Genomic DNA, 21467 nt, shown 5'->3' with positions numbered 1-21467 from the left:
AGGTCGCGGCACTTCCGGCGTTCTGACGGTCTGTCGGGCTCGCCAAAGCCGACTACGTGTGTTGGAACGTCTCGGCCCCATGACCGATCGCATAGTCAACAACGCGAGATGGAGGAATGTAAATGAAGCCCGTCGTCCCTATCTGAGGGTTCTCGCGGGAATGTTCGGCGGTGTCCACCTTGTGGCTCGCGATCGTCGAGATCATCCACGGTAACGTCGCCGAGTCGCTCATCCAGCTACTGTTCTTCGTCGGGCTCGGTTACTTGGCCATCGGTAAACCCTTGCGCGACCGGCGTGCACGCGTCGAGGCAGATCGCGCTGCGCTCGCGGCGCGTGCCGAAGCGGGCCATCAGGCATTCCTCGCCGGCGACCGGGGGGCCGCGTTCGAACCCCCGCCGGAGCCGCCGGCACCCCCGAAGATGCGACGCGGAGTCGTGATCGCCGCGTTGGTCGCGGCGGCGTTCGTGCTCATCGGGATCATCGGCGACATCTCGGATGGGCTCGACGCGCCGTCCGGGAACGACGCGACGACGACGCCGCAGACCTCCGCGCGAGTTACGCCGGGCTCGACCACTCCGGCCCCGTCGGCGACGAGTGCTGCCGCCACAGTTCCGGTCGTGACGTCCGCGCCCGCGGCAGTATCGACAACAACGGCGAACGCAGCGGCCGCGGGCACCAGCGCCGTCATGCCGGATGTGGAGTGCATGGATCTTCAAACAGCGCAGGACACGATTCAGGCTGCGGGCGTGTTCTATTCGAGAAGTGTCGATGCGACGGGTGAAGGCCGGATGCAGGTGCAGGACCGCAACTGGATCGTCGTCGGACAGCAGCCGTCTGCGGGCGCGGTGGTCGGCGAGGGTGAGGCTTTGCTGTCGGTCGTCAAGGAAGTCGAGTTCGCAGGCTGTCGCTGAGATGCCTACGTCAGAAGTAGGGCGCCCTGCGGGCGGCTGCCCTCGACCGTACGGAGACCCTACGGGTCCCTGAGCTTGCCTTCGGCCCCTTCCCCAACGCTGCCCGGTCGCCATACCCCGATAGACCGTCTCGGCCAGCACTTCTGGCCCCACGTCGGAAACGACGTGTGGCTGTACTGGACCCGGTCGTTCGTGTCGACCCGCACGATCGGGTGCTCCACCACCAGCTGTGGAGACGAGGGATACTGGCGCCCAGTCGGTTTCGGACCGCCGGGAATGGCACCCGGGTCCGCAGCGTCGATGCGCTGACGTCGGACTGTGGGAGACGAGCGACGACGCCTACCCGGTGTGCCGTGGTTGCCGAAACGGCCCTTGCGCACACCGATGCAGGCGGAAAAACGCTTCGAGCCCCTCGATCGCCTGCCGGAGCAGAATCGAGGGGCGTGAAGGTCAGGACGTCGCTGACGAACCTGGTGGCCAGGTGAGATGAGGGCCGGCGCAGATGAACGCGCTCGCGGCCTGTTGCTGGTGTACGCCTCTATGGGGCGTGTGGATAGAATCCACCGTACGGTGCATGACAGTCGCTTTCTGTCGTGTGCCCAGACCCCGGTTCGGTGTTGGTAGCACCTGCCGGGGTCGACCTATTCTCAAGGTCGGTGGAGGGATATTCCCACGAGTGCCGGATGCCGTCAACTCGAACGAACGTTCTAGTTGTGCTCGGCGGGAGGGGTTACGGCGCTCCGAACCCGTACGTGTATTCGCCGCTCGTCCAGTTCATCGTCGCGTGATACGTGCGACCGCGCATGCGCCCGTTACCGAGGTCCTCGGTCCCCACGAAACATTCGAATACAGTGGTGGTTTCGTTCAGGTTGTCGGTGGAACCACCGTTGACCGGTGAGCAGGTCACGGACAGCACAGGACCGTCGTACATGCCCTCGGCGATGTGGTCGGTCGCCATCTCCTCGATGCTCGATTCGATGCCCGACACACTCAGCGCGCGCGACGCCCTCTCCGCGGAATCCTGGCGTTCCTGTTCGGCCTTCTCCGCCGCGATGCGTTCCGCTTCGAGGTCGGCGGCCTCTTCCGCTGCAGCAACCTGCGCGGCGACCTGTGCGTCGTGGTTGACCTTCCAGGTCACCGTACCGCCGGCCGCGGCGAGCGCCAGGACGATGAGCGTGGCCACGATCGGCTTCGTGGGGATCTTCCGCTTCGGAGTGGGGTCCTGGGCGCCATCGGGATCGGGCAGGGCAAGCCAGGCCGCCCCGTCCCAGTAGCGCTGTCCTCCGGCAGGATTCGGATACCAACCGGCAGGTGCCGGGGAATTCTCGTTCGACATCGAAAAGGTCCTTCCAGGACGGTTGAAAAGGGCTGGTGCGCCCGGCCCCTCGTCGGGCGCACCAGCGGTTCGTGGTGGAACTAGCGCAGCGAGACGGTGACGCCGCCGGAGAACATGGAGTCGTGCAGTTCGATCGCCGAGGGAACTGCGTCCACGGGCATGTCGAACACGAGCGGCATCGTGACGGTGTTGCCGGGATTGATCTCGTCCCAGAACGTCACATCCGAGTCGAGGTTCAGTGCCGCAGCCGTATCGGGACTGAAGCTTCGGCCCTGCGCGTCGATCAGTTTCTGATTGCTCGGGCTCAGCCCCTTCGGCTCATCGGCAATGTTGCTGACCGTCATCGTGACGATCACGAACTGACCCTGTGCGTCCTCGGCGAGGAACGGATTGTCGCCGAGCGACGTCAGGCCGGCCTCGACACCGGTCACGACGAATTCGAACTTTCCGTCGCGAACCGGCATGTTCATCGTTGCCGAGGATTCCTCGGCGGCAGGCGGTTCGACCGGGGGTGCGGCGTTGCCCGAATCGGCGGCAGGCGACTCGGCCAGGGGCGCAGCATTGCCCGAATCGGCGCCGCGCGACGCCGTTGCGGTCGGCTCGTCCTCGTCGCCACCGCCCGCGATGGAGGTGACGACGAACAGTGCAACGAACGCGCCGACGATCCACGGCCACTTTTTGCGCTTCTTCGGCTCGGGAGGGGCGAACCCGCCGGCCGACTGCATCGGGTACTGCGGGGCCGGCTGCTGAACCTGCGGATCGGAATGGTTGGGCATGGTCATGACAGGTCTCGTTTCGTAGGTGAGGAGGGGAATGCGGATCAACGGCCGAGAGTGAGGTGCACTCCCGATCGGGCCTCGTTCTCGTCGAACGAGATTGATCCGCGATAGGAGATCTCCACGTCGTAGAACGTCGCGCCGCGCGGCACGTCGGGGACCGTGAAGAAGAATGTGCAGAAGTCGCCTTCGCGCACACTGCGGGTGAGCGAACCTTCCGCAAGCAACTTTCCGGTTTCCGCGGTCACACGAACGGCGGTGGCGGGCGCGATGTCGTCGTACCCGCGGTCGCCTTCGCATTCGAATCCCGGCGTGTTGCTGTGGGTGGAGCCGTCGACGAGGGTGACGGTGCCTCCGATCTCGAACAGGGGAACGCTCGCTACGCGATCTGCCACGAGGGAACCGGTCGCGATGAGCGCCCCGGTCACCGTGGCGGCGCACACGCCCACCGAAAATCCCGGCCAGAAACGGGTGCCGTGGCCGCGGTCGTCGGTGCGACGGCCGGAAGTGCTGGTCGCGGGGAGGAACTGAAGGGTCACGGCGATCTCCTGCTCGGTAATCGGAACGCTCGAATCGTGCGCCGGACCGGGTATCACCCACCATTTTTTCGTCGATAACCCCTGTTATCGACAGTCGCTCTCGCTCCCGCCCATCGGAGCTTCTAAGTTGTGTGCATGGCAGACGATTTGGGTTTCCCTGGCCGCCTCACCGAATCGGCGTGGGAGCAGATGGCCCTCGACACGTTGGGCGAGCTCGGATGGCGGTACATCCCCGGTGCGGAGATCGCACCCGGCTCGGGTGAGCGCACGTCGTGGGACGATCTCCTCATCCCTTCACGCTTGCGTGCGGCCATCGTGAATCTGAACCCGAAACTGCCTGCCGGCGCTGTGGACGATGCGGTGGCACTCGTGGCGACTGCCGGGTCGACCGACGCCATCGCAGAGAACCGGACCGTCCACGAGTACCTGACCGAAGGTCTGCGGAAGATCTCCTATGCCGACGACGCGGGCGTGGAGGTCACCCCCACCATCCGGCTCGTTTCCGTCGAACCCGACGACAACGACTGGTTCGTCGCCAACCAGGTCACCGTGATCCGCAGCGACTACGAGCGTCGTTTCGATCTCGTGTTGTACATGAACGGTATGCCGGTCGCCGCCGTGGAACTGAAGAACGCAGGCAGTCAGTACGCGAGCCTCACAGACGCCCACGCCCAGCTCCAGACCTACCTGCGCGAGTTTCCTCTGGCCTTCCGATACGCCGTGATGGCGTTGGTGTCGGACGGGATCACCGCGTCCTATGGCACCCCGTTCACGCCCTTCGAGCATTTCTCACCGTGGAACGTCGACGACGACGGTGCCCCCGTCGAACCCAGCGGCGAACACCATCCGCTCGACACCGCACTGTACGGGCTGTTCAACCAGGAGCGGTTTCTGCAACTCCTCCGCAACTACACCGCGTTCGACGAGAGCGAGAACGGCCTCGTCAAGCGAATTGCCAAACCGCACCAGTACTTCGCCGTCGCCAAAGCGGTGGGATCCACGGTGGTCGCTGTGGGCTCCGGAGGCAAGGCCGGGGTCGTGTGGCACACGCAGGGCTCCGGAAAATCGATGGAGATGGAGCTCTATGCGAATCAGGTGATCCGCCATCCGGCGCTCGCCAATCCGACAATCGTTGTGATCACGGACCGCAACGAACTCGACGGCCAACTCTACGAAACCTTCGCCCGCTCGCAACTGCTTCCCGAGCAGCCCAAACAGATCCGCCGACGAGAAGAACTCCGCCAGGAACTCTCCGGACGCACCACCGGCGGCATCTACTTCACGACCCTCCAGAAGTTCGGGAAGAGCCGCGACGAACGCGAAGCGGGGCTCAGCCACCCCGAGTTGTCCGCACGACGCAACATCATCGTGGTCGTCGACGAAGCGCACCGCAGCCACTACGACGATCTCGACGGATACGCCCGCCACCTGCGCGACGCGCTTCCGCACGCGACGCTCATCGCGTTCACCGGAACACCGATCTCCTTCGAGGACCGCAACACGCGAGCCGTGTTCGGTGACTACATCGACATCTACGACCTCACCCGCGCCGTAGACGACGGAGCGACCGTGCCCGTCCATTTCGAGAGCCGTCTCGTGAAGGTGGCGTTCGCGGGAGAGCTCACCGAAGAGCAGATCGACGCGTCGGCCGACGAACTCACGGCCGGTCTCGACGACACCGAACGCACCCGCATCGAAAAGTCCGTCGCGGTCATCAACGCCGTGTACGGCACGCCGGCCAGGCTGGAGATGCTCGCGACAGATCTCGTCGGGCACTGGGAGAATCGCCGTTCCCAGATGGCGAAGTTCGTGGGGTCGGAGGAGAACCCGACTGCACCCGGAAAAGCGATGATCGTCTGCGCGACACGGGAGATCTGCGCCAACCTCTACAGGGAGATCACCAAGCTTCGCCCCGACTGGCATTCCGACGATCTCTCCGCCGGCCGCATCAAGGTCGTGTATTCCGGTGACGCCAGTGACCGGCCGCCGGTCAGCAATCATGTGCGACGTGATTCCGAGAACGCAGCAATCAAGAAGCGGCTCAAGGACATCGACGACGAACTCGAACTGGTGATTGTCAAGGACATGATGCTCACCGGTTTCGACGCACCCCCGCTGCACACGCTGTATCTCGACCGTCCGCTCAAGGGTGCGTTGCTGATGCAGACGCTTGCCCGCGTCAATCGCACTTTCCGAGGCAAGAGTGACGGTCTGCTCGTCGCCTATGCACCGGTCGCCGACAACCTCGCGGATGCACTGGCCGAGTACACCGCGTCGGACCGCACCACCAAGCCTCTCGGCCGGCCCGTCGAAGAAGCCGTGGACGCCGTCAAGAACCTCATGACGGTTCTCGGCAACATGCTTCACGGTTTCGATTGGCGCGAACGCCGCCGGGCGCCGGGGCCACGGGGATGGCTGGACGCGGTGTTGGCAACAGTCGCCTACCTTCGCGATCCGAAGAACCCCGAGAACAAGGTCGGCGAAGGGCAGAAGACGCTCGCAACCCGATACCGGGAGAATGCGTCACAGTTGTCGCGGGTGTGGGCCATCTGCGGTACGCACGAGGAGGTCCGGCCACTTGCGGCCGATGCACGCTTCTTCGAGGAAGTGCGCGTGTACATGGCCAAGTTCGACGCCGCAGACAGGCAGGCGAGCGGCGCCGCGGTACCCGAAGATGTCAAGCGTGCTCTCCGTGCGCTCATGGCCGCATCGGTGGAATCCGGTGAAGTACTGGACATCTACGACGCGGCAGGTATGCCGAAGCCGTCGCTCGCCGATCTCAATGCCGACTTCCTCGATCGTGCCGTGCAGGCGAAGAACCCCGTCCTGGCGATCGAGGCACTGCGCAAACTGGTCTCCGAGGAATCCCGCAAGGTGGCACGCCACAACCTGGTTCGTCAGCGGGCGTTCTCGCAGAAACTGCAGGAACTGATGATCAAGTACACCAACAGTCAGCTCACTTCGGCCGAGGTGATCGCAGCACTCGTCGAGGTTGCCAAAGAAGTGCGAGCCGAGTCGCAGCGTGGGCAACGATTCGACCCGCCCCTCGGCGATCATGAACTGTCCTTCTACGACGCAGTTTCCCAGAACGAATCGGCGCTGGACGGGATGGGGGAGGCCACCCTCGCCCAGATCGCGCGCGAACTCGTTGGCGTCATGCGGCGTGACGTCAAGACCGACTGGAAGGTGCGGGAGGACGTCAAAGCGAAGTTGCGGTCGCAGGTGAAGCGACTGCTGACGCGCTACAAGTACCCGCCGGACAAGCAGACCGGGGCAATCAAGTTGGTGCTCGAACAGATGGAGGCGATCGCACCGACGATGGCGGCGTGACCGGGCCGGTACGAACCCGTATGCCGGTGAGTCCGTCGAATCGCATGTGACGCCGGGGCGCAGTCGCGGTGGTGACGAGCATCGCATGTGTAGAAACGGACTTATCGGGGGTACCCCCTGACGTGCCGATCCTGACAAAAGCCCACGACGCCCTCCGTTTACGCACGTCACCAGGCGTCTTCTTCACCTCCGCGCTGATATCGCTGGTGTTCGTCGTCCTCACGGTTGCCTTCACGACCACGGTCGACAACGTGTTCAGCACGGCGTCGGGCTGGATCATGACCAACCTCGGATGGTTCTACATCCTGGGCGTCACGACGTTCCTGATCTTCCTGGTGATCATTGCGCTGACGCACTACGGACGCGTCCGGCTCGGCGGCGACGACGAGCGTCCCGAGCACTCCACCCTCGCGTGGTTCTCGATGCTCTTCGCGGCGGGAATCGGCACGATCCTGATGTTCTGGAGCGTTGCGGAACCGATCTCCCATTTCGCGAATCCTCCACAGCAGGACGTGGCGCCGGAATCCGAGGCGGCCGCGCGTGAAGCAATGGGCTTTACGCTCTACCACTTCGGATTCCACACGTGGGCGATCTTCGCACTGCCGGGTCTGTGCTTCGGTTACTTCATCTACAAGCGCAAGCTCCCGCCCCGTGTCAGCTCGATCTTCGCGCCCCTGCTCGGCGGGCGGATCTACGGTCCGATCGGCAAGACGATCGACGTGGTTGCGATCATCGGCACGATCTTCGGCGTCGCGACGTCCGTCGGCCTCGGTACGCTCCAGATCAACGCCGGCCTCGCCCAGCTCTTCGGACTCGAGGAGTCCGGCATCATCCAGATTGCGCTCATCGCCCTCGTCACTGTCATGGCGGGCATCTCGGTGGCTCTCGGTCTCGACAAGGGCATCAAGCGGTTGTCGAACTTCAACATCGGCCTCGCGGTGATGCTTCTGATCTTCGTCCTGGTCACCGGCCCCAGCCTGTTCCTGCTCAAGGGGATGATCGAGTCGGTCGGCATCTACGCCGACACCCTGCCGAACCTCGCGTTCTGGAACGACACGTTCGCCGACTCCGGCTGGCAGAACACCTGGACGGTGTTCTACTGGGCCTGGACCATCACCTGGTCGCCGTTCGTCGGCATCTTCATCGCGCGCATTTCGCGCGGCCGGACAATCCGCGAATTCGTCGCCGGGGTGCTGGCTCTGCCGGTGCTCTTCTCGGTCATCTGGTTCAGCATCTTCGGGATGGGTTCCTTCCACATCGAGCTCGAGGGTGACGGGGGTCTTGTCGAACGTGTCGTCGATGCGGGCGACATCCCCGGTGCGCTGTTCGAATTCCTCGGCAACTTCCCGCTTACAGGGCTGGTGTCGGGCATTGCGATCCTGCTGGTGGTGATCTTCTTCGTCACTTCGGTGGACTCGACTGCCATGGTCCTGGACATGATGTCCGGCGGCACGGAAGGGAAGGCACCCATGCATCAGCGGCTGTTCTGGGCCGTGATCATGGGCCTGGTCGCTGCCACCATGCTCGTCGCCACCGGCAAGGACGGCCTGGACGCGCTACAGCAGGTGATCACCGTGGTCGGTCTGCCCTTCTTCGTGATGGGCTTCGTCATGATGTACAGCCTGGTACGCGGCATCCGCGAGGATCTCGGTGAACTCCCCGAACCCGTCACCCGCCAGTGGACCGAGGTGCACACCGCCGAAGACCTCGAAGCCGCGGAAGGGCGGCCGGCACCGGAGGTCGTGGTCGTGACCAGGGCGATTCCGGACGACGGTGACGATCGTGACGAGGCAGGAAGCGACGCAGCGGAACACGGCACGGTAGTACACCGGCCGGCACCCGGGGAGACGAACGGTTCAGGCTCCGTACGAGCGGCCACGGGGGACGACTCGTCGTCGGACGCTCGTTAGCCGACGTGGCGTGCGAGCCGCGCAGACATGCGCGGCCGCATGTCGCCGTCGGGGGTGACACGTTCCTCGACGTAGGCGAGGTCGCCGCCCTCGACGATGCCGTACAGGCGCTTGGCGCCGCCCACGACTTCGCCGGACCGGGTCCGGATCACCACGTCGGTGGCGAGCTCCCACGACGACTGGGTCAGGGCGGTGCCGTAATACAACTCGACGACACCGGAACTGTGGGTGAGCAGCAGTTCGAGGGTCTCGGGGTCGTCGCTGTCGGGGCCGCCCGTACCGGAGACGCGCCAGAATCCGCTTTCGCGACGGTCCTCGGCGACGTAGTCGCCGTTCTCGTCGAGACGCCACGAGCGGGCTTCCCATACGAGATAGTCACCGCCGTTGTGCGCGACGACGATCTGCTGACCGAACGGGTAGTCGGTGGCGGTTTCGGGGTCGTGTGCCTCACCCTCGCCGCGCCACACGCCCACCAGTGGAAGGAGCGCGAGCAGGGCAGGGTTCAGATCGGCGCCGCGCCGCAGGTTCGCGGTGTCGTCGACGCCGGGCAGACCGGACAGGACGGGGATATTCAGCTCGGCGGTGACCCGCGCACGCTCTGCGGCCTGCGCTATGGCCTCGTCGCCGCTACGCCGAGTACCGCCGTCCGACTGGTCCGTCATGACCCGTCGGAGACCAGACGGTAGATGGTGTACAGCGCGAACCAGGTGATGAGCACCGCTGCAAGGACCAGCAAGAGTTCGAAGAAGATGACCACGGGGTCATTCTAGACTGCACCGGCTTCGCTTCACGACAAAGGGCCTCGCTCCCGGTGATCGGGGGCGAGGCCCTGTGTTCCGGAGCCGTGGCTCCAGTCTTTGCCGCGTGCTACTTCGCGACCGTCACGTCGACGTTGTGGACGCCCGGAGCGCTGGGGCTCACCGTCGAGGTGCCGTTTCCGGCACTCGACAGTGCGCGCACCGTCCACTCACCGGGCGCGGCGAAGAACCGGAAGTCGCCGGTGGCGGAGGCGACGACCTCGGCGGTGAACTCGCCGGTGCCGTCGAGCAGACGCACGAATGCGCCACCGACCGGTTCACCGGAGGCGTTGAGGACGCGGCCGGTGATGACCGTTTCCTTCTCGACATCCACGCCCGCGGGCAGGTTCTGGCTCTGAACAGGTGCTCCGCACATATTTATGCTCCCAACTCGATCGGTGCGCCGACGAGCGAGCCGTACTCGACCCAGCTGCCGTCGTAGTTCTTGACGTTCTTCTTGCCGAGGATCTCCTGCAACACGAACCAGGTATGGCTCGAGCGCTCGCCGATACGGCAGTAGGCGATGGTTTCCTTGCTGTCGTCGAAGCCCTTCGCCGCGTACAGCGCGGTGAGTTCGTCGTCGGACTTGAAGGTGCCGTCCTCGTTGGCGGTGGTGCTCCAGGGGATGTTGACGGCGCCGGGGACGTGGCCACGCTGCTGTGCCTGTTCCTGCGGCAGGTGGGCCGGGGCGAGAATCTTGCCGGCGAACTCGTCGGGGGAACGCACGTCGACGAGATTCTTGGAACCGATCGCGTCGATCACCTCGTCGCGGAAGGCACGGATCGACGTGTCCGGTGCCTGTGCCTTGTATTCGGTTGCGGGCCGGGTGACTTCGTCCTTCGACAGCGGGCGGCCGTCGAGTTCCCACTTCTTGCGACCGCCGTCGATGAGCTTGATGTCCTGGTGGCCGTACAGCTTGAAGTACCAGTAGGCATACGCGGCGAACCAGTTGTTGTTGCCGCCGTACAGCACGACGGTGTCGTCGTTGGCGACGCCCTTGGCGGACAGCAACGCCGAGAACTGTTCCTGATTCAGGAAGTCGCGGCGAACACCGTCCTGCAGGTCCTTGCGCCAGTCCAGCCGGATGGCGCCTTCGATATGGCCGCCGTCGTAGGCGCTGGTGTCCTCGTCGACCTCGATGAACACGGTCTTGGGTGCATCGAGATTCTGCTCTGCCCAATCGGCGGAGACCAGGACGTCGGAGCGAGCCATGGATATTCCTTTCGGTGATGGTGCGTGTAGGTGTTGAAGCCGGGTGGTGATCAGGCCGCGACGGAACGCAACCGAGCGATCAGTGGGTAGATCTGGCAGCCGAGGCAGAAGCCGAAGGCGGCATTCAGGAGAGCGGCGAACAGCGCGAAGCCGGTGGCCACGATTCCGACGGTTCCGGCGCCGAGTGCGAACGCGACGGTGCCGACAGCCGCGAATGCGAAGCCGACGAACTGTGCAAAGCGCAGTGGCGCAACAGGTTCGGTCTCGGAAGGTGCGCCCAATCGTGGTGCGACCAGGCCTGCGAACAGCGCGCCGTACGGGCTGCGCCGCGGACCGAACGCTGCGCCGATCGCGAAGACGAGGGCCTGCACCCCGAGCACAACGCCCGCAACGGTGTTCGAGACCGTCGAGACGAGCAGCACGACGACCAAGACGGCGGTGGTGATCCACGCTGCGAAACGCGGTCCGCGGACGTCGACCTGCGAACCGGTACGGGTGGGACCGGGAACGGACATGAGAGTGCTCCTGCTGGGATCCGGGATAGCTGAGCGGGATTCGGTCGCCGAACCGCGACCGACCGCGGGGAAACGCATCGGGGGAGACGTCAGCAACTGCGGAGCGGGGACAGGAGCCCGCGGTGACTACTCAGCAGCCGTGCGTCAGGAGCAGGTACAACAACACGCGCCGAGGCGGCACAGGTCGACTGCGCGGCGTCGGGTGAGCATCAGCTCCTGGCGTGTGTGCACGCGAGGAGTTTAACCGAAGATCGGGGGAAATAGGACCACTGCGTATTACAGAGATGCGAGGGCCGCGCGGAGGTCGGCGGCCTCCGGTACACCGGACACCCGGTAGCGCTCGCGTCCGGCGGCATCGAACACGAAGGTGGTGGGTAGCGACATCACTCCGAGCTGCCTGGCGGGAAGCGGGTTTTCGTCGAGGTCGAGTTCCACGTCGAGTGCTTCTCCGGACGTGTCGCCGAGGACACGGGCGATCACGCGCCGGACGGATGCGCACGGTCCGCACCACGGCGCGGAGAAGTGCAGGATCACGGGCACGCCACCGCCCACCCCCACCGCCGCGAGCGCAGGATCAACGTGTTCCGATCCGGCGCCTCCCGGGCTGCTCGCGCGGAACTTGCCGGCGCGTGTGCGCAACATCACGCCGACTCCAAGTGTGGCGACGATCACAATTGCGAGAACAACGAATGCGATCACGGGGCTGCCTGCACCTCGGTGAGATCGATCGTGGTGTTGTGCGCCTCGCCCTCGATGACGATGCGCGATCCCCGTGCCTCCACGAACGTCGGCTTCACGCCGAAGGGCAGATCCTGAGGCTCGATCGTCGTGGTGAACAACCCGAGCACGACCGGCTTCAGCGCGTCGGGCACCGCGAAGTCCGCGCGCCCCTCCCGGCCGAAGTACAGGTCGGACGCCACGATGTGCACGCGGTCCCCGTCGAGCACGAGGTCGGCCTGCACGCTCACCGTCGCGGGCTCCGGCCCGACCGGCACGGTACCGGTGAGCACGACGCCGCCGGCAGTCGTCGGTCCGGAGCCTCCCGACCCGCCGGTCCCGTCGGACTTGCTCTCCGGAGGGGCAGAAATCTGCAGGTCAGGGATGTTGTAGAGCTGCCCGAGTTCGGTGGCGTCGATCATGACGCGGCCGAACAGCAGGTCCACCGGCACGGTACGGATCGACCCGTCGAGCAGTTCGCCCGCAGCGGCATGGGCGCCGACGAGGTTCGCTTCGACGGTGATGTCCCCGAGCATCTCGGTGTGCACGCCGTCGGCCACGATTTCCACGTTCTCGTAATGCCCGTTGCGGGCCTGGAGAAGGAACGGGAAGCCGTGAATGGTGACGGCGGGGTCGGCCTGGAGTACGCCACCCTCGCGCAGTGCACGGGACACGCGGTACTCGGACCACGCCGCCGCGCCGAAGTCGGTGAGAACGGCGACTCCGAGCAGGACCACGAGACCGAAGATCAGTTTGCGCACGCCTCCCATTGTGGCCGACGCGGCCGCGGGCACCGTGCCGCGGATGCGAGCAGCGTGTCCGAAATGTGGGAATCGATCTTCTGCGACGTCGTGCTTACATGCCGGTAACAAACAGAGCGCTAATCTGTAGCACGTCGTTTACGCACCCGATCCGCGCTGGTAGCGCGAGGAACTGGAGGCCCAGTGGAGCTTCTCCTTCTGACCTCCGACCCGAACCCGGACGCGGTCCTGCCGTCGCTGGCGCTGCTGGCGCACTCGGTCCGACCGGCTCCGACGGAAGTATCGTCGCTGCTCGAGGCCAGTTCTGCCGACATAGCGATCGTCGATGCGCGCAGCGATCTCGCGGCAGCACGAGGACTGTGTCGTCTGCTCGGCAGTACAGGGTCGGCCATCCCGGTTATCGCGGTGCTCACCGAAGGCGGCCTGGTTGCCGTGAATCCCGAGTGGGGCCTCGACGACATCCTGCTCACGACCACCGGCCCGGCCGAACTGGACGCGCGGTTGCGCCTTCTCGTCGGACGTGCAGGCGGCCTCGTCAGCGCGGAGAGTTCGGGCAAGATCACCCTCGGTGAGCTGTCGATCGACGAAGGCACCTACACGGCCCGGTTGCGTGGTCGTCCTCTCGACCTGACGTACAAGGAGTTCGAACTTCTCAAGTACCTCGCCCAGCACGCCGGCCGGGTGTTCACCCGCGCACAGCTTCTGCAGGAGGTGTGGGGTTACGACTTCTTCGGTGGCACCCGCACGGTCGACGTGCACGTCCGGCGCCTCCGAGCGAAGCTCGGCCCCGAATACGAATCCCTGATCGGGACCGTCCGCAACGTCGGCTACAAGGCTGTCCGGCCGTCCTCCCGGAACAAAGCGGGGGGTATCGCCCCGGAACTCGAGGAGTCCGAGGCAGAATTCGCCGAATGAGCATTGCGTCCGAGTTCACCGGTCTTCCGTCGTCCGAACAGGCGCAGGGGGTGCGCGACGTCATCGCCCGAGCGGGCGCTGCCGACGGCACCGCGCCGGTCTCGGAGCAGGTGATCCACTCCCTCACCCGCGACAGCGACGCCAGACACCTGATCAGGACGGTCGACGACACCGTCGTCGGCTACGCGAACCTCGTACCCGCGCACGAGGACCATCCCGCCATGGCCGAAGTGGTCGTCGACCCCGCCCACCGGGGGCAGGGACTCGGCGGTGAACTGGTCGACGCCGCGCTGACGGCCGGCGGCGACGGCGCCCGGGTCTGGGCACACGGTGACCTTCCGGCAGCGCGTGCTGTGGCACACCGGCTGGGATTGACCGGCGTTCGTGAACTGCTCCAGCTCCGCCGCCCCCTCGACGTCCCCGAACTTCCCGCCGTCGCGGTACCGGACTCGATCGTGCTGCGCACCTACCAGGGCCCGAGTGACGACTACGAACTCCTCCGGGTCAACGCAGCAGCTTTCGAGTGGCATCCCGAGCAAGGACGCTGGACGGACGTCGACGTCGCGGAGCGCCGCGCGGAGCCGTGGTTCGACCCGAAGGGGTTGTTCCTCGCGTTCGACGCCGCCGATCCCGATGTCCTCCTGGGGTTCCATTGGACCAAGGTGCATCCGGCCACGGACGCGGAGGACGCCCTCGGTGAGGTGTACGTCGTCGGCATCGACCCGTCCGCGCAGGGTCGCGGCCTGGGACGGCTGCTCACGCTCGCGGGGTTGCATCACCTCCGTGACCGTGGGCTCCACACCGTGTTGCTCTACGTCGAAGGTGACAACACCGCGGCGCTCAACACCTACGGCAAGCTGGGATTCGAGCGCTTCCACGTGGACGTCGCCTACGCCCGATCGTGACCGCGGCAACAGTGCCGGCGTGACCGCGGCAACAGTGCTGCCAGGTGTATCCGGTCTGTTCATCCCCCGTTCACCCGGGGTCGTCCGTCAGTCAACCGTGAGCACCTAGTTTTTTCATACGGGTCCGTTGTGGCGGCCCGGCGCAGGGATCACCCGCGCCTCGATTCCGCTGCCTTCGGTCAGCGGTCGTGAACTCCGGAGGAGTACAGGTGAACCTCAAGCGCAATGGTGCCCTGCTGGGCGCATTGGCGGTCGGTGCTCTCACGCTCACCGCGTGCGGTACCGACGACAACTCGGGTTCGATAGATGTGGATGCGTCCGCGTCCAGTGCCACCTGTGAGGGAAAACCCAACCTGTCCGCTGCCGGCTCATCCGCACAGAAGAATGCGATGGACCAGTTCGTGGCCACCTACATCGCCGTGTGCTCGCAGAAGGGCACAACGGTCAACGTCGCGTACAACCCGACGGGCTCGGGTGACGGTCGCACACAGTTCACCGCCAGGCAGATCGACTTCGCCGGGTCCGATTCCGCGATCAAGGGTGAGCAGGCCGAGCAGGCTCTCGAGCGCTGCGCCGGCAACCCCGCCTGGAACCTTCCGCTGGTGTTCGGCCCGGTCGCGCTGGCATACAACCTCGACGGAGTCGACGGCCTCGTGCTCGACGCCGCGACCACCGCCAAGATCTTCAACGGCTCGATCACCACGTGGAACGATCCGGCCATCGCCGCACTCAACGAGGGTGTGGACCTGCCCGACAGCGCGATCACGCCGATCGTGCGCTCCGACTCGTCGGGCACCACGGACAACTTCCAGCAGTACCTCGAGGTCGCGTCCGACGGTGCATGGACCACCGGCGCGGGATCCGACTTCACCGGTGGCACCGGCGAAGGCGCGAAGGGCTCCGCGGGCGTCGCGCAGGCAGTGAGCGGCTCCCCCGGCTCGATCACCTACGTGGAGAAGTCGTTTGCGGACCAGAACGGGCTGAGCATGGCGCGGATCGACAACGGCTCGGGCCCGGTCGAACTCAACGAGGAGTCCGCCGCCAAGGCAATCGAGGGCGCCGAGTTCGCGCCCGCGGTCGAAGGTGATCTCACGCTGGACCTGTCCTCGATCTTCGGGAGCACCGAGCCGGGCACCTACCCGCTCGTTCTCGCCACGTACGAGATCGTCTGCTCCGCCGGATACGACGCCGACACCGCTTCCGCTGTGAAGTCGTTCCTTCTCTCGGCGGCCAACGAGGGTCAGGACGGCCTCGGGGAACAGGGTTACGTGCCGCTGCCGAGCTCCTTCCAGGAGCGTCTGACCCAGTCGATCGACGCCATCGCGTCCGAATAGATCGGTGGACCGCCCGTTCCTGACGAACACGCCCAGAGAGAATATGAGCGCACATGACTGACGCGCCCACGAAAACGGCTCGTACGGAGTCGGACGACCCGGCCCGGTCAGGAACGGGCGGTCACCCTGGTACTACGGAGGCAACGATCAGCACCACACCACCCTCGGAGCGCACGCACAAGACTGTCGTGCGACCGGGCGACCGCATCTTCGGCTCGCTGGCCACCGGCTCCGCGATCCTGATCTCGGTGATCATCGGCGCGATCGCGGTGTTCCTGGTGTGGCGTGCCGTGCCCGCTCTGCAGCGCAACACCGTCAACTTCCTCACGAGCGACCAGTGGATCACGCAGGACATCGAGGACATGGCCTTCGGCGTCCTCGACCTGTTCCAGGTCACGGTGCTGGTCTCGCTCTTCGCGCTCGCCCTCGCGATGCCTGTCGCGCTCGGTATCGCGATCTTCCTGACCACCTACTGCCCGGGCCGCCTCAAGAAGCCGCTCGCCTACGTGATCGATCTTCTCGCCGCGGTCCCGTCGATCGTCTACGGCTTGTGGGGGGTGCTCGTGCTCGCGCCCTTCCTGCGCCCGATCGCCTCGTGGCTCAACACCACGTTCGGCTGGTTCCCGTTGTTCGCCACGGGCAGCGGTTCGATCGCGGGCGGTGGCACGATCTTCACCGCGGGGATCGTCCTGGCAGTGATGATCCTGCCGACGATCGCGGCGGTGAGCCGCGAGGTGTTCGTCCAGACGCCGGTCGCGCACATCGAGGCCGCGCTCGCGCTCGGAGCCACCCGCTGGGAGGTCGTCCGGACGACCATCATCCCGTTCGGCAAGTCCGGCTACGTCAGCGGATCGATGCTCGGTCTCGGCCGCGCACTCGGTGAGACGATGGCGCTCTACCTGATCCTGCGCACGACGTCGGCCGGGTTCTCGTGGTCCCTGTTCGATGGCGGCGCCACGATCGCGTCGAAGATCGCTCTCGGCTACGCCGAGTTCAACAACGACATCCAGGCAGGTGCCTACATCGCTGCCGGCCTGGTGCTCTTCGTGCTGACCTTCCTGGTCAACGCCGCGGCCCGCATGGTGGTCGCAGGAAAGAGGGACTGACCGATGTCGACGACAACCCTCGACTCGCCCGTCAAGGCGCCCACCTTCCAGAAGGTGAGCACCCGCCGGCGCATCACCGACGTCGGCGCCACCGTGCTGGTGACCCTGTCGGTACTCGTCGCGCTGGTGCCGCTCGTCTGGGTGCTGGCCACGGTCGTCGCCAAGGGCCTTCCGGCCCTGATGTCGGCCACGTGGTTCACCCACTCGTTGAGCGGCCTGACCGCCTCTTCGACAGGCGGCGGCATCTATCACGCGCTGGTGGGCACCCTGCTGCAGGGACTCGTCTGCGCGATCATCTCGATACCGCTCGGCGTGTTCGTCGCGATCTACCTCGTGGAGTACGCCGGCCGGTCCAAGCTCGGGAAGATCACGACCTTCATGGTCGACATCCTCAGCGGTGTGCCGTCGATCGTCGCGGCGCTGTTCATCTACGCCCTGTGGGTGTCCACGTTCGGAATGCCCAAGTCGGGCTTCGCGGTATCTCTCGCGCTCGTGCTGCTGATGGTGCCGGTGGTGGTGCGCAGCACCGAGGAGATGCTGCGGATCGTGCCGCAGGACCTCCGCGAAGCCTCCTACGCGCTGGGTGTGCCGAAGTGGAAGACCATCGTCAGGATCGTTCTTCCCACGTCGATGGCCGGAATCATCACGGGCATCATGCTCGCTCTCGCCCGGGTCATGGGCGAAACCGCGCCGCTGCTGATCCTCGTCGGGTACGCGCCGTTCATCAATTTCGACCTGTTCGGCGGTGAGCAGGGTTCGCTCCCCGGTGTCATGGTCGCCGAAATGAACAACCCGACTGCCGCCGGTTCGCAGCGCATCTGGGGCGCCGCCCTCACACTGATTCTTGTGATCGCGGTGCTGAACGTCGCGGCCAAGGTGATCAGCCATTACTCGCAGGTCGGCTCGAGGAAGTAGCCGCCGCATGACCTTCTCTCACGACATCGATACACCAGTAGGGAGCCTGTAATGGCCAAGCGTCTGGATCTCAAGGACGTCAACATCTTCTACGGAAAGTTCCACGCCGTTGCCGACGTGACCCTTTCCGTGCCGCCGCGGAGCGTCACCGCGTTCATCGGGCCGTCGGGCTGTGGCAAGTCCACCGTTCTGCGCTCGCTCAATCGGATGCACGAGGTCACCCCCGGCGCCCGCGTCGAGGGATCCGTGCTGCTCGACGGTGAAGACATCTACGGCGCCGATGTAGATCCGGTGGGCGTGCGTAAGACCATCGGCATGGTGTTCCAGCGCCCGAACCCGTTTCCCACCATGTCCATCCGGGACAACGTGGTCGCCGGCCTGAAGTTGCAGGGCGCACGCGACAAGAAGACGCTCGACGAGGTTGCCGAGAAGTCGCTGCGCGGCGCGAACCTGTGGAACGAGGTCAAGGACCGCCTCGACAAGCCCGGCGGCGGTCTCTCCGGTGGCCAGCAGCAGCGACTGTGCATCGCGCGCGCGATCGCGGTCCAGCCCGACGTGCTGCTCATGGACGAGCCCTGCTCCGCGCTCGACCCGATCTCGACCCTCGCCATCGAGGATCTGATCGCCGAACTCAAGCAGGACTTCACGATCGTCATCGTCACCCACAACATGCAGCAGGCTGCGCGCGTGAGCGATCAGACCGCCTTCTTCAACCTGGAGGCGACCGGTCGTCCGGGCCGGCTCGTCGAGATCGACGACACCGAGAAGATCTTCTCGAACCCGACCCAGAAGGCCACCGAGGACTACATCTCGGGTCGTTTCGGCTGATCCGGCACCTGGTGTGTCACACGCGAAGGCCCCCGCGGGGACCTACCCCCCGGGGCGTGACCGGGGGCGGGCCGATGAGGGATGGGGGGGGGTCCCCCGGCGCCGCCCCGGGGGGCAACCCCCGGCGGGGGCCTTCACGTGTCTCGGACGAATCAGGATTCGGTGGGGTACACCGTCAGTTTGTCGACTTTGTTGCCCAGTTCGCGGATGTCTTCTTCCGTGGGGAGCTTGCCGGTGACCAGGAAGATCACGCGCCGGCCGACCTCCACCGCGTGGTCCGCGAAGCGCTCGTAGAAGCGACCGAGCAGGGTGACGTCGACGGCCGCGGCGACGCCGTGCTTCCACTCCGGGTCCATGAGGACCTTGAAGAGGTGGCGGTGCAGATCGTCCATCGCTTCGTCTTCGTGATGGAGACGCAACGCGCGCTCCGGATCGCGGGTTTCGAGGATTTCGCGGGTGGCCCCGCCGAGGGCTACCGCGATGCGGCCCATCTCGGCGAAGTATCCCTTGACCTCGTCGGGAAGCACGTGGTTCGGATGACGCCGGCGGGTCGCCTTCGCGATGTGCAGGGCGAGTGCGCCCATGCGGTCGATGTCGGCGACGATCTGGATACCGCTGACCACCGCTCGGAGATCGCCCGCGACCGGCCCCTGGAGGGCGAGGAGCTGGAACGCCTTCTCCTCACAGACCACGGCGAGGTCGGTGATCTTGTCGTGCTCTTCGATCACCTGCTCGGCGAGGCCGAGATCGGCGGTGAGTAGGGCTTCGGTGGACCGCTCCATTGCAAGTCCGGCGAGTCCGGCCATCTCTCCGAGGAGGTCACCGAGTTCGCTCATTTGTACGTTGTAGACGACGCGCATAATGGCACACCCTACGGTGCGGAAAAGTACAGGTCACGAGCATCGGGTGAACCCCGGGTGAACGAGTGGGCCGGAGCGGTGTCACCCGCAGAGATCGTCCCCTGCGTTGGTGATCGACAGATCGGGCGGGAGTTCGATCGAATCCTTGCTGGAGGGCGCTTCGATCTTCACCGGCTCGAGCCGGGTTCCCGCCGGAGTGGGGGCGACGACCGTGCCGTCGAATCCGGTCCCGAGCACGATCTCGACGATCGTACCGAGCTGGGCGGATGCGGGAGCCTCCTGCAGCACCGCGCCCGGGAATGCCGTGGCGACGGTCATTGCCTCGGCCTCCTGGCCCGGCGCGAAGCGGATCACCGTCTTGGCGCTCGTGCCCGAGTAGTTGCCGACCTCGTAGACGGGGAAGCCGTACGCCCCGACGGTTTCGGCGATCCGGGCTGCCAGACCGGACTCACCGGACGCGTTGGAGACCTGCACGCTCACCGTGCCCGGGTCGACCGCGATCTGAGCGGGAGCAGTCGGAGCCGGCTCCGGTGGTGGGGCACCGGCGTCGTCCTGAGGTTCCTCGCGCCGTTCACCGGGGAGCGGGAGATCGTCGATGATCGCGGTGAAGATCGACTCGATGTCGTCGAGCCGGGGGATTTCGTTTCCCCAGTCGTTCGTTCCCGCGGTGGGCACGGTCAGGAAGGTGACGGCTCCGGCGTCGACGTTCTGCAGCGAGCGGCCCAGCTTGACCAGGGATTCGGTGTTGACGTTCTCGACGAACGTCGCGCTGGTGAACGCGCTGATGAATCCGTTGAGCTTGCCCGGATCGAGGAGGACCTTGTTCGACAGCGCCGAGCGCAGCAGCGACGACAGGAATTTCTGCTGCCGGGTGATCCGGCCGTAGTCGCCGTTGCCTTCGGTGAAGACGTAGCGCGCCCGGACATAATCGAGTGCTTTGTGGCCGCTCAGCGTGTGCGTGCCGGGCGAGTCCAGAATGGTGCCGAGTTCCCCGTCCTCGAGTGGCGTGGTGGTACATACCTCGACCCCGCCGACCTTGTCGACCATGGCTTCGAACCCGGCGAAGTCGATGCCGACGAAGTGGCCGATCTTCAACCCGGACATCTTCTGGATGACCTTGACCAGGCATTTCGGCCCACCGAGGGCATACGTGGCGTTGAGCTTGTCGCCGTCCGCCGCAGGGAAGGTATCCGAGCTGTAGTCGCCGGTCGAGCTGTCCCAGCCGCGGCACACCGGACGTTCCACATCGAGATCGCGGGGGAACGACACCGCGACGACACGGCTGCGGTCCGCCGGGATGTTGACGAGGATCACGGTGTCGGCGCGGGCTCCCTCCGCGTCCTCGGTGGTGCCGGCTCCGACCGCGCCGCTGGCTCCGGCACGGGTGTCGGTGCCGACGATGAGATAGGTCTCGTCGCCGGTCTGCCCGGCCGCGTCGACGATGTCGGCGGACTCCGTGTCGAGCGCCGCGATCTGCGAGAAACCCGCTTCCGTCGACTTCACGTATGTCCACACCGATCCGGTGCCGAGGAGTGCGAGGACCGAGAAGAACGCGACCGCGGACCGGGCCGCGACGCGCAGCCTGCGATCCTTCCGTCGCTTGCTCGACTCGAGGCGGGTCAGTCCGTCTGTTCCGACCTCTTTCGGTGCCGCGTGCGCCCGGACCGTCCGAGTGTGGACGGGCTCGTCGTGCAGGTCGTCGTCGACAAGGGGCTCGGCCTCGAAGTCGTCGTCGACCGGCGCGATCAACTCGGGCGGACTGTCCTCGACGGGAGGCCGGGGTGCGCGCCGGGGCGGAGG

At 65.7% G+C, this 21467-nt stretch carries 21 protein-coding genes; 9 read left to right on the top strand and 12 right to left on the bottom strand.

Annotated elements, in window-relative coordinates; all coding sequences use genetic code 11:
• Nucleotides 1-170 precede the first annotated feature (170 nt).
• A complete protein-coding gene (locus TVH25_RS09405) occupies nt 171-911 on the top strand; it encodes a PASTA domain-containing protein (protein WP_422423923.1) in 741 nt (246 codons plus the stop codon).
• 730 nt (nt 912-1641) lie between these two features.
• On the opposite strand, the gene TVH25_RS09400 is transcribed toward TVH25_RS09405, so the two are convergent.
• The 3 genes from TVH25_RS09400 to TVH25_RS09390 form a co-directional block, all read right to left on the bottom strand.
• The gene (locus TVH25_RS09400; RefSeq protein ID WP_422423922.1) at nt 1642-2247 is read right to left on the bottom strand and encodes a DUF2510 domain-containing protein; all 606 of its coding nucleotides are present in this window, start codon (nt 2245-2247) and stop codon (nt 1642-1644) included.
• 80 nt (nt 2248-2327) lie between these two features.
• A complete protein-coding gene (locus TVH25_RS09395; protein ID WP_422423921.1) occupies nt 2328-3029 on the bottom strand; it encodes a DUF4352 domain-containing protein in 702 nt (233 codons plus the stop codon).
• Nucleotides 3030-3067: 38 nt separating this feature from the next.
• Entirely contained in the window at nt 3068-3562 is a 495-nt protein-coding gene (locus tag TVH25_RS09390; protein WP_422423920.1) for a hypothetical protein, read from the bottom strand.
• Between the two features lie 135 nt (nt 3563-3697).
• On the opposite strand from TVH25_RS09390, the gene TVH25_RS09385 reads away from it, so the two are divergent.
• Together TVH25_RS09385 and TVH25_RS09380 are read left to right on the top strand one after the other, a co-directional pair.
• A complete protein-coding gene (locus TVH25_RS09385) occupies nt 3698-6892 on the top strand; it encodes a type I restriction endonuclease subunit R (RefSeq protein WP_422423919.1) in 3195 nt (1064 codons plus the stop codon).
• A 128-nt stretch (nt 6893-7020) separates the two neighbouring features.
• On the top strand, nt 7021-8802 hold the full coding sequence (locus TVH25_RS09380; RefSeq protein ID WP_422423936.1) for a BCCT family transporter: 1782 nt from the start codon (nt 7021-7023) through the stop codon (nt 8800-8802).
• Here TVH25_RS09380 and TVH25_RS09375 read toward each other — a convergent pair.
• The 7 genes from TVH25_RS09375 to TVH25_RS09345 all read right to left on the bottom strand — a co-directional run bounded on the left by TVH25_RS09375 (nt 8799) and on the right by TVH25_RS09345 (nt 12804).
• Complete coding sequence (locus TVH25_RS09375) at nt 8799-9464, bottom strand: FABP family protein (RefSeq protein WP_169651948.1); 666 nt, start codon at nt 9462-9464, stop codon at nt 8799-8801. The two genes, TVH25_RS09380 and TVH25_RS09375, sit on opposite strands and share 4 nt — an antisense overlap.
• A 205-nt stretch (nt 9465-9669) precedes the next feature.
• A complete protein-coding gene (locus TVH25_RS09370) occupies nt 9670-9975 on the bottom strand; it encodes a DUF1416 domain-containing protein (protein ID WP_169651947.1) in 306 nt (101 codons plus the stop codon).
• A 2-nt stretch (nt 9976-9977) separates the two neighbouring features.
• Nucleotides 9978-10811 carry a sulfurtransferase gene (locus tag TVH25_RS09365; protein WP_169621277.1) on the bottom strand — a complete coding sequence of 278 codons (834 nt, stop codon included), beginning with the start codon at nt 10809-10811 and terminating at the stop codon, nt 9978-9980.
• A 50-nt stretch (nt 10812-10861) separates the two neighbouring features.
• Nucleotides 10862-11326, bottom strand: a complete 465-nt coding sequence (locus tag TVH25_RS09360) for a DUF4395 domain-containing protein (RefSeq protein ID WP_169621276.1) — start codon at nt 11324-11326, stop codon at nt 10862-10864.
• A gap of 144 nt (nt 11327-11470) precedes the next feature.
• A complete protein-coding gene (locus tag TVH25_RS09355; protein WP_367113044.1) occupies nt 11471-11557 on the bottom strand; it encodes a putative leader peptide in 87 nt (28 codons plus the stop codon).
• Between the two features lie 45 nt (nt 11558-11602).
• Complete coding sequence (locus TVH25_RS09350) at nt 11603-12025, bottom strand: thioredoxin family protein (RefSeq protein ID WP_422423917.1); 423 nt, start codon at nt 12023-12025, stop codon at nt 11603-11605.
• Nucleotides 12022-12804: an LmeA family phospholipid-binding protein gene (locus TVH25_RS09345; RefSeq protein ID WP_296550569.1), complete on the bottom strand. Its 783-nt coding sequence runs from the start codon at nt 12802-12804 to the stop codon at nt 12022-12024. Before TVH25_RS09345 ends, TVH25_RS09350 begins: the two co-directional genes overlap by 4 nt.
• A gap of 183 nt (nt 12805-12987) precedes the next feature.
• On the opposite strand from TVH25_RS09345, the gene TVH25_RS09340 reads away from it, so the two are divergent.
• From TVH25_RS09340 to pstB, 6 genes are all read left to right on the top strand, one after another.
• Nucleotides 12988-13719: a winged helix-turn-helix transcriptional regulator gene (locus TVH25_RS09340; RefSeq protein ID WP_169621273.1), complete on the top strand. Its 732-nt coding sequence runs from the start codon at nt 12988-12990 to the stop codon at nt 13717-13719.
• Entirely contained in the window at nt 13716-14624 is a 909-nt protein-coding gene (mshD, locus tag TVH25_RS09335) for a mycothiol synthase (RefSeq protein ID WP_422423915.1), read from the top strand. The genes TVH25_RS09340 and mshD overlap by 4 nt, the downstream gene beginning before the upstream one ends.
• Nucleotides 14625-14833: 209 nt before the next feature.
• Nucleotides 14834-15958, top strand: coding sequence for a phosphate ABC transporter substrate-binding protein PstS (gene pstS, locus TVH25_RS09330; RefSeq protein ID WP_296550571.1), 1125 nt, complete (start codon nt 14834-14836; stop codon nt 15956-15958).
• Between the two features lie 53 nt (nt 15959-16011).
• The gene (gene pstC, locus TVH25_RS09325) at nt 16012-17064 is read left to right on the top strand and encodes a phosphate ABC transporter permease subunit PstC (RefSeq protein WP_169651946.1); all 1053 of its coding nucleotides are present in this window, start codon (nt 16012-16014) and stop codon (nt 17062-17064) included.
• Between the two features lie 3 nt (nt 17065-17067).
• A complete protein-coding gene (gene pstA / locus TVH25_RS09320; RefSeq protein ID WP_169621269.1) occupies nt 17068-17979 on the top strand; it encodes a phosphate ABC transporter permease PstA in 912 nt (303 codons plus the stop codon).
• 51 nt (nt 17980-18030) lie between these two features.
• Complete coding sequence (gene pstB, locus TVH25_RS09315) at nt 18031-18807, top strand: phosphate ABC transporter ATP-binding protein PstB (protein ID WP_169621268.1); 777 nt, start codon at nt 18031-18033, stop codon at nt 18805-18807.
• 152 nt (nt 18808-18959) lie between these two features.
• Here the strand turns inward: pstB and phoU are convergent, their stop codons facing one another.
• Nucleotides 18960-19667 carry a phosphate signaling complex protein PhoU gene (phoU, locus tag TVH25_RS09310; RefSeq protein WP_169621267.1) on the bottom strand — a complete coding sequence of 236 codons (708 nt, stop codon included), beginning with the start codon at nt 19665-19667 and terminating at the stop codon, nt 18960-18962.
• A gap of 81 nt (nt 19668-19748) precedes the next feature.
• Nucleotides 19749-21467 (bottom strand): LCP family protein (locus TVH25_RS09305; protein ID WP_422423913.1); only part of this gene is annotated, 1719 nt, incomplete at its 5' end.

The organism is Rhodococcus sp. 7Tela_A2, assembly GCF_049311045.1.
GTDB lineage: Bacteria > Actinomycetota > Actinomycetes > Mycobacteriales > Mycobacteriaceae > Rhodococcus.
The sequence above is the reverse complement of the archived record's forward strand: the minus strand, read 5'-3'. Positions and strand labels throughout refer to the sequence as shown.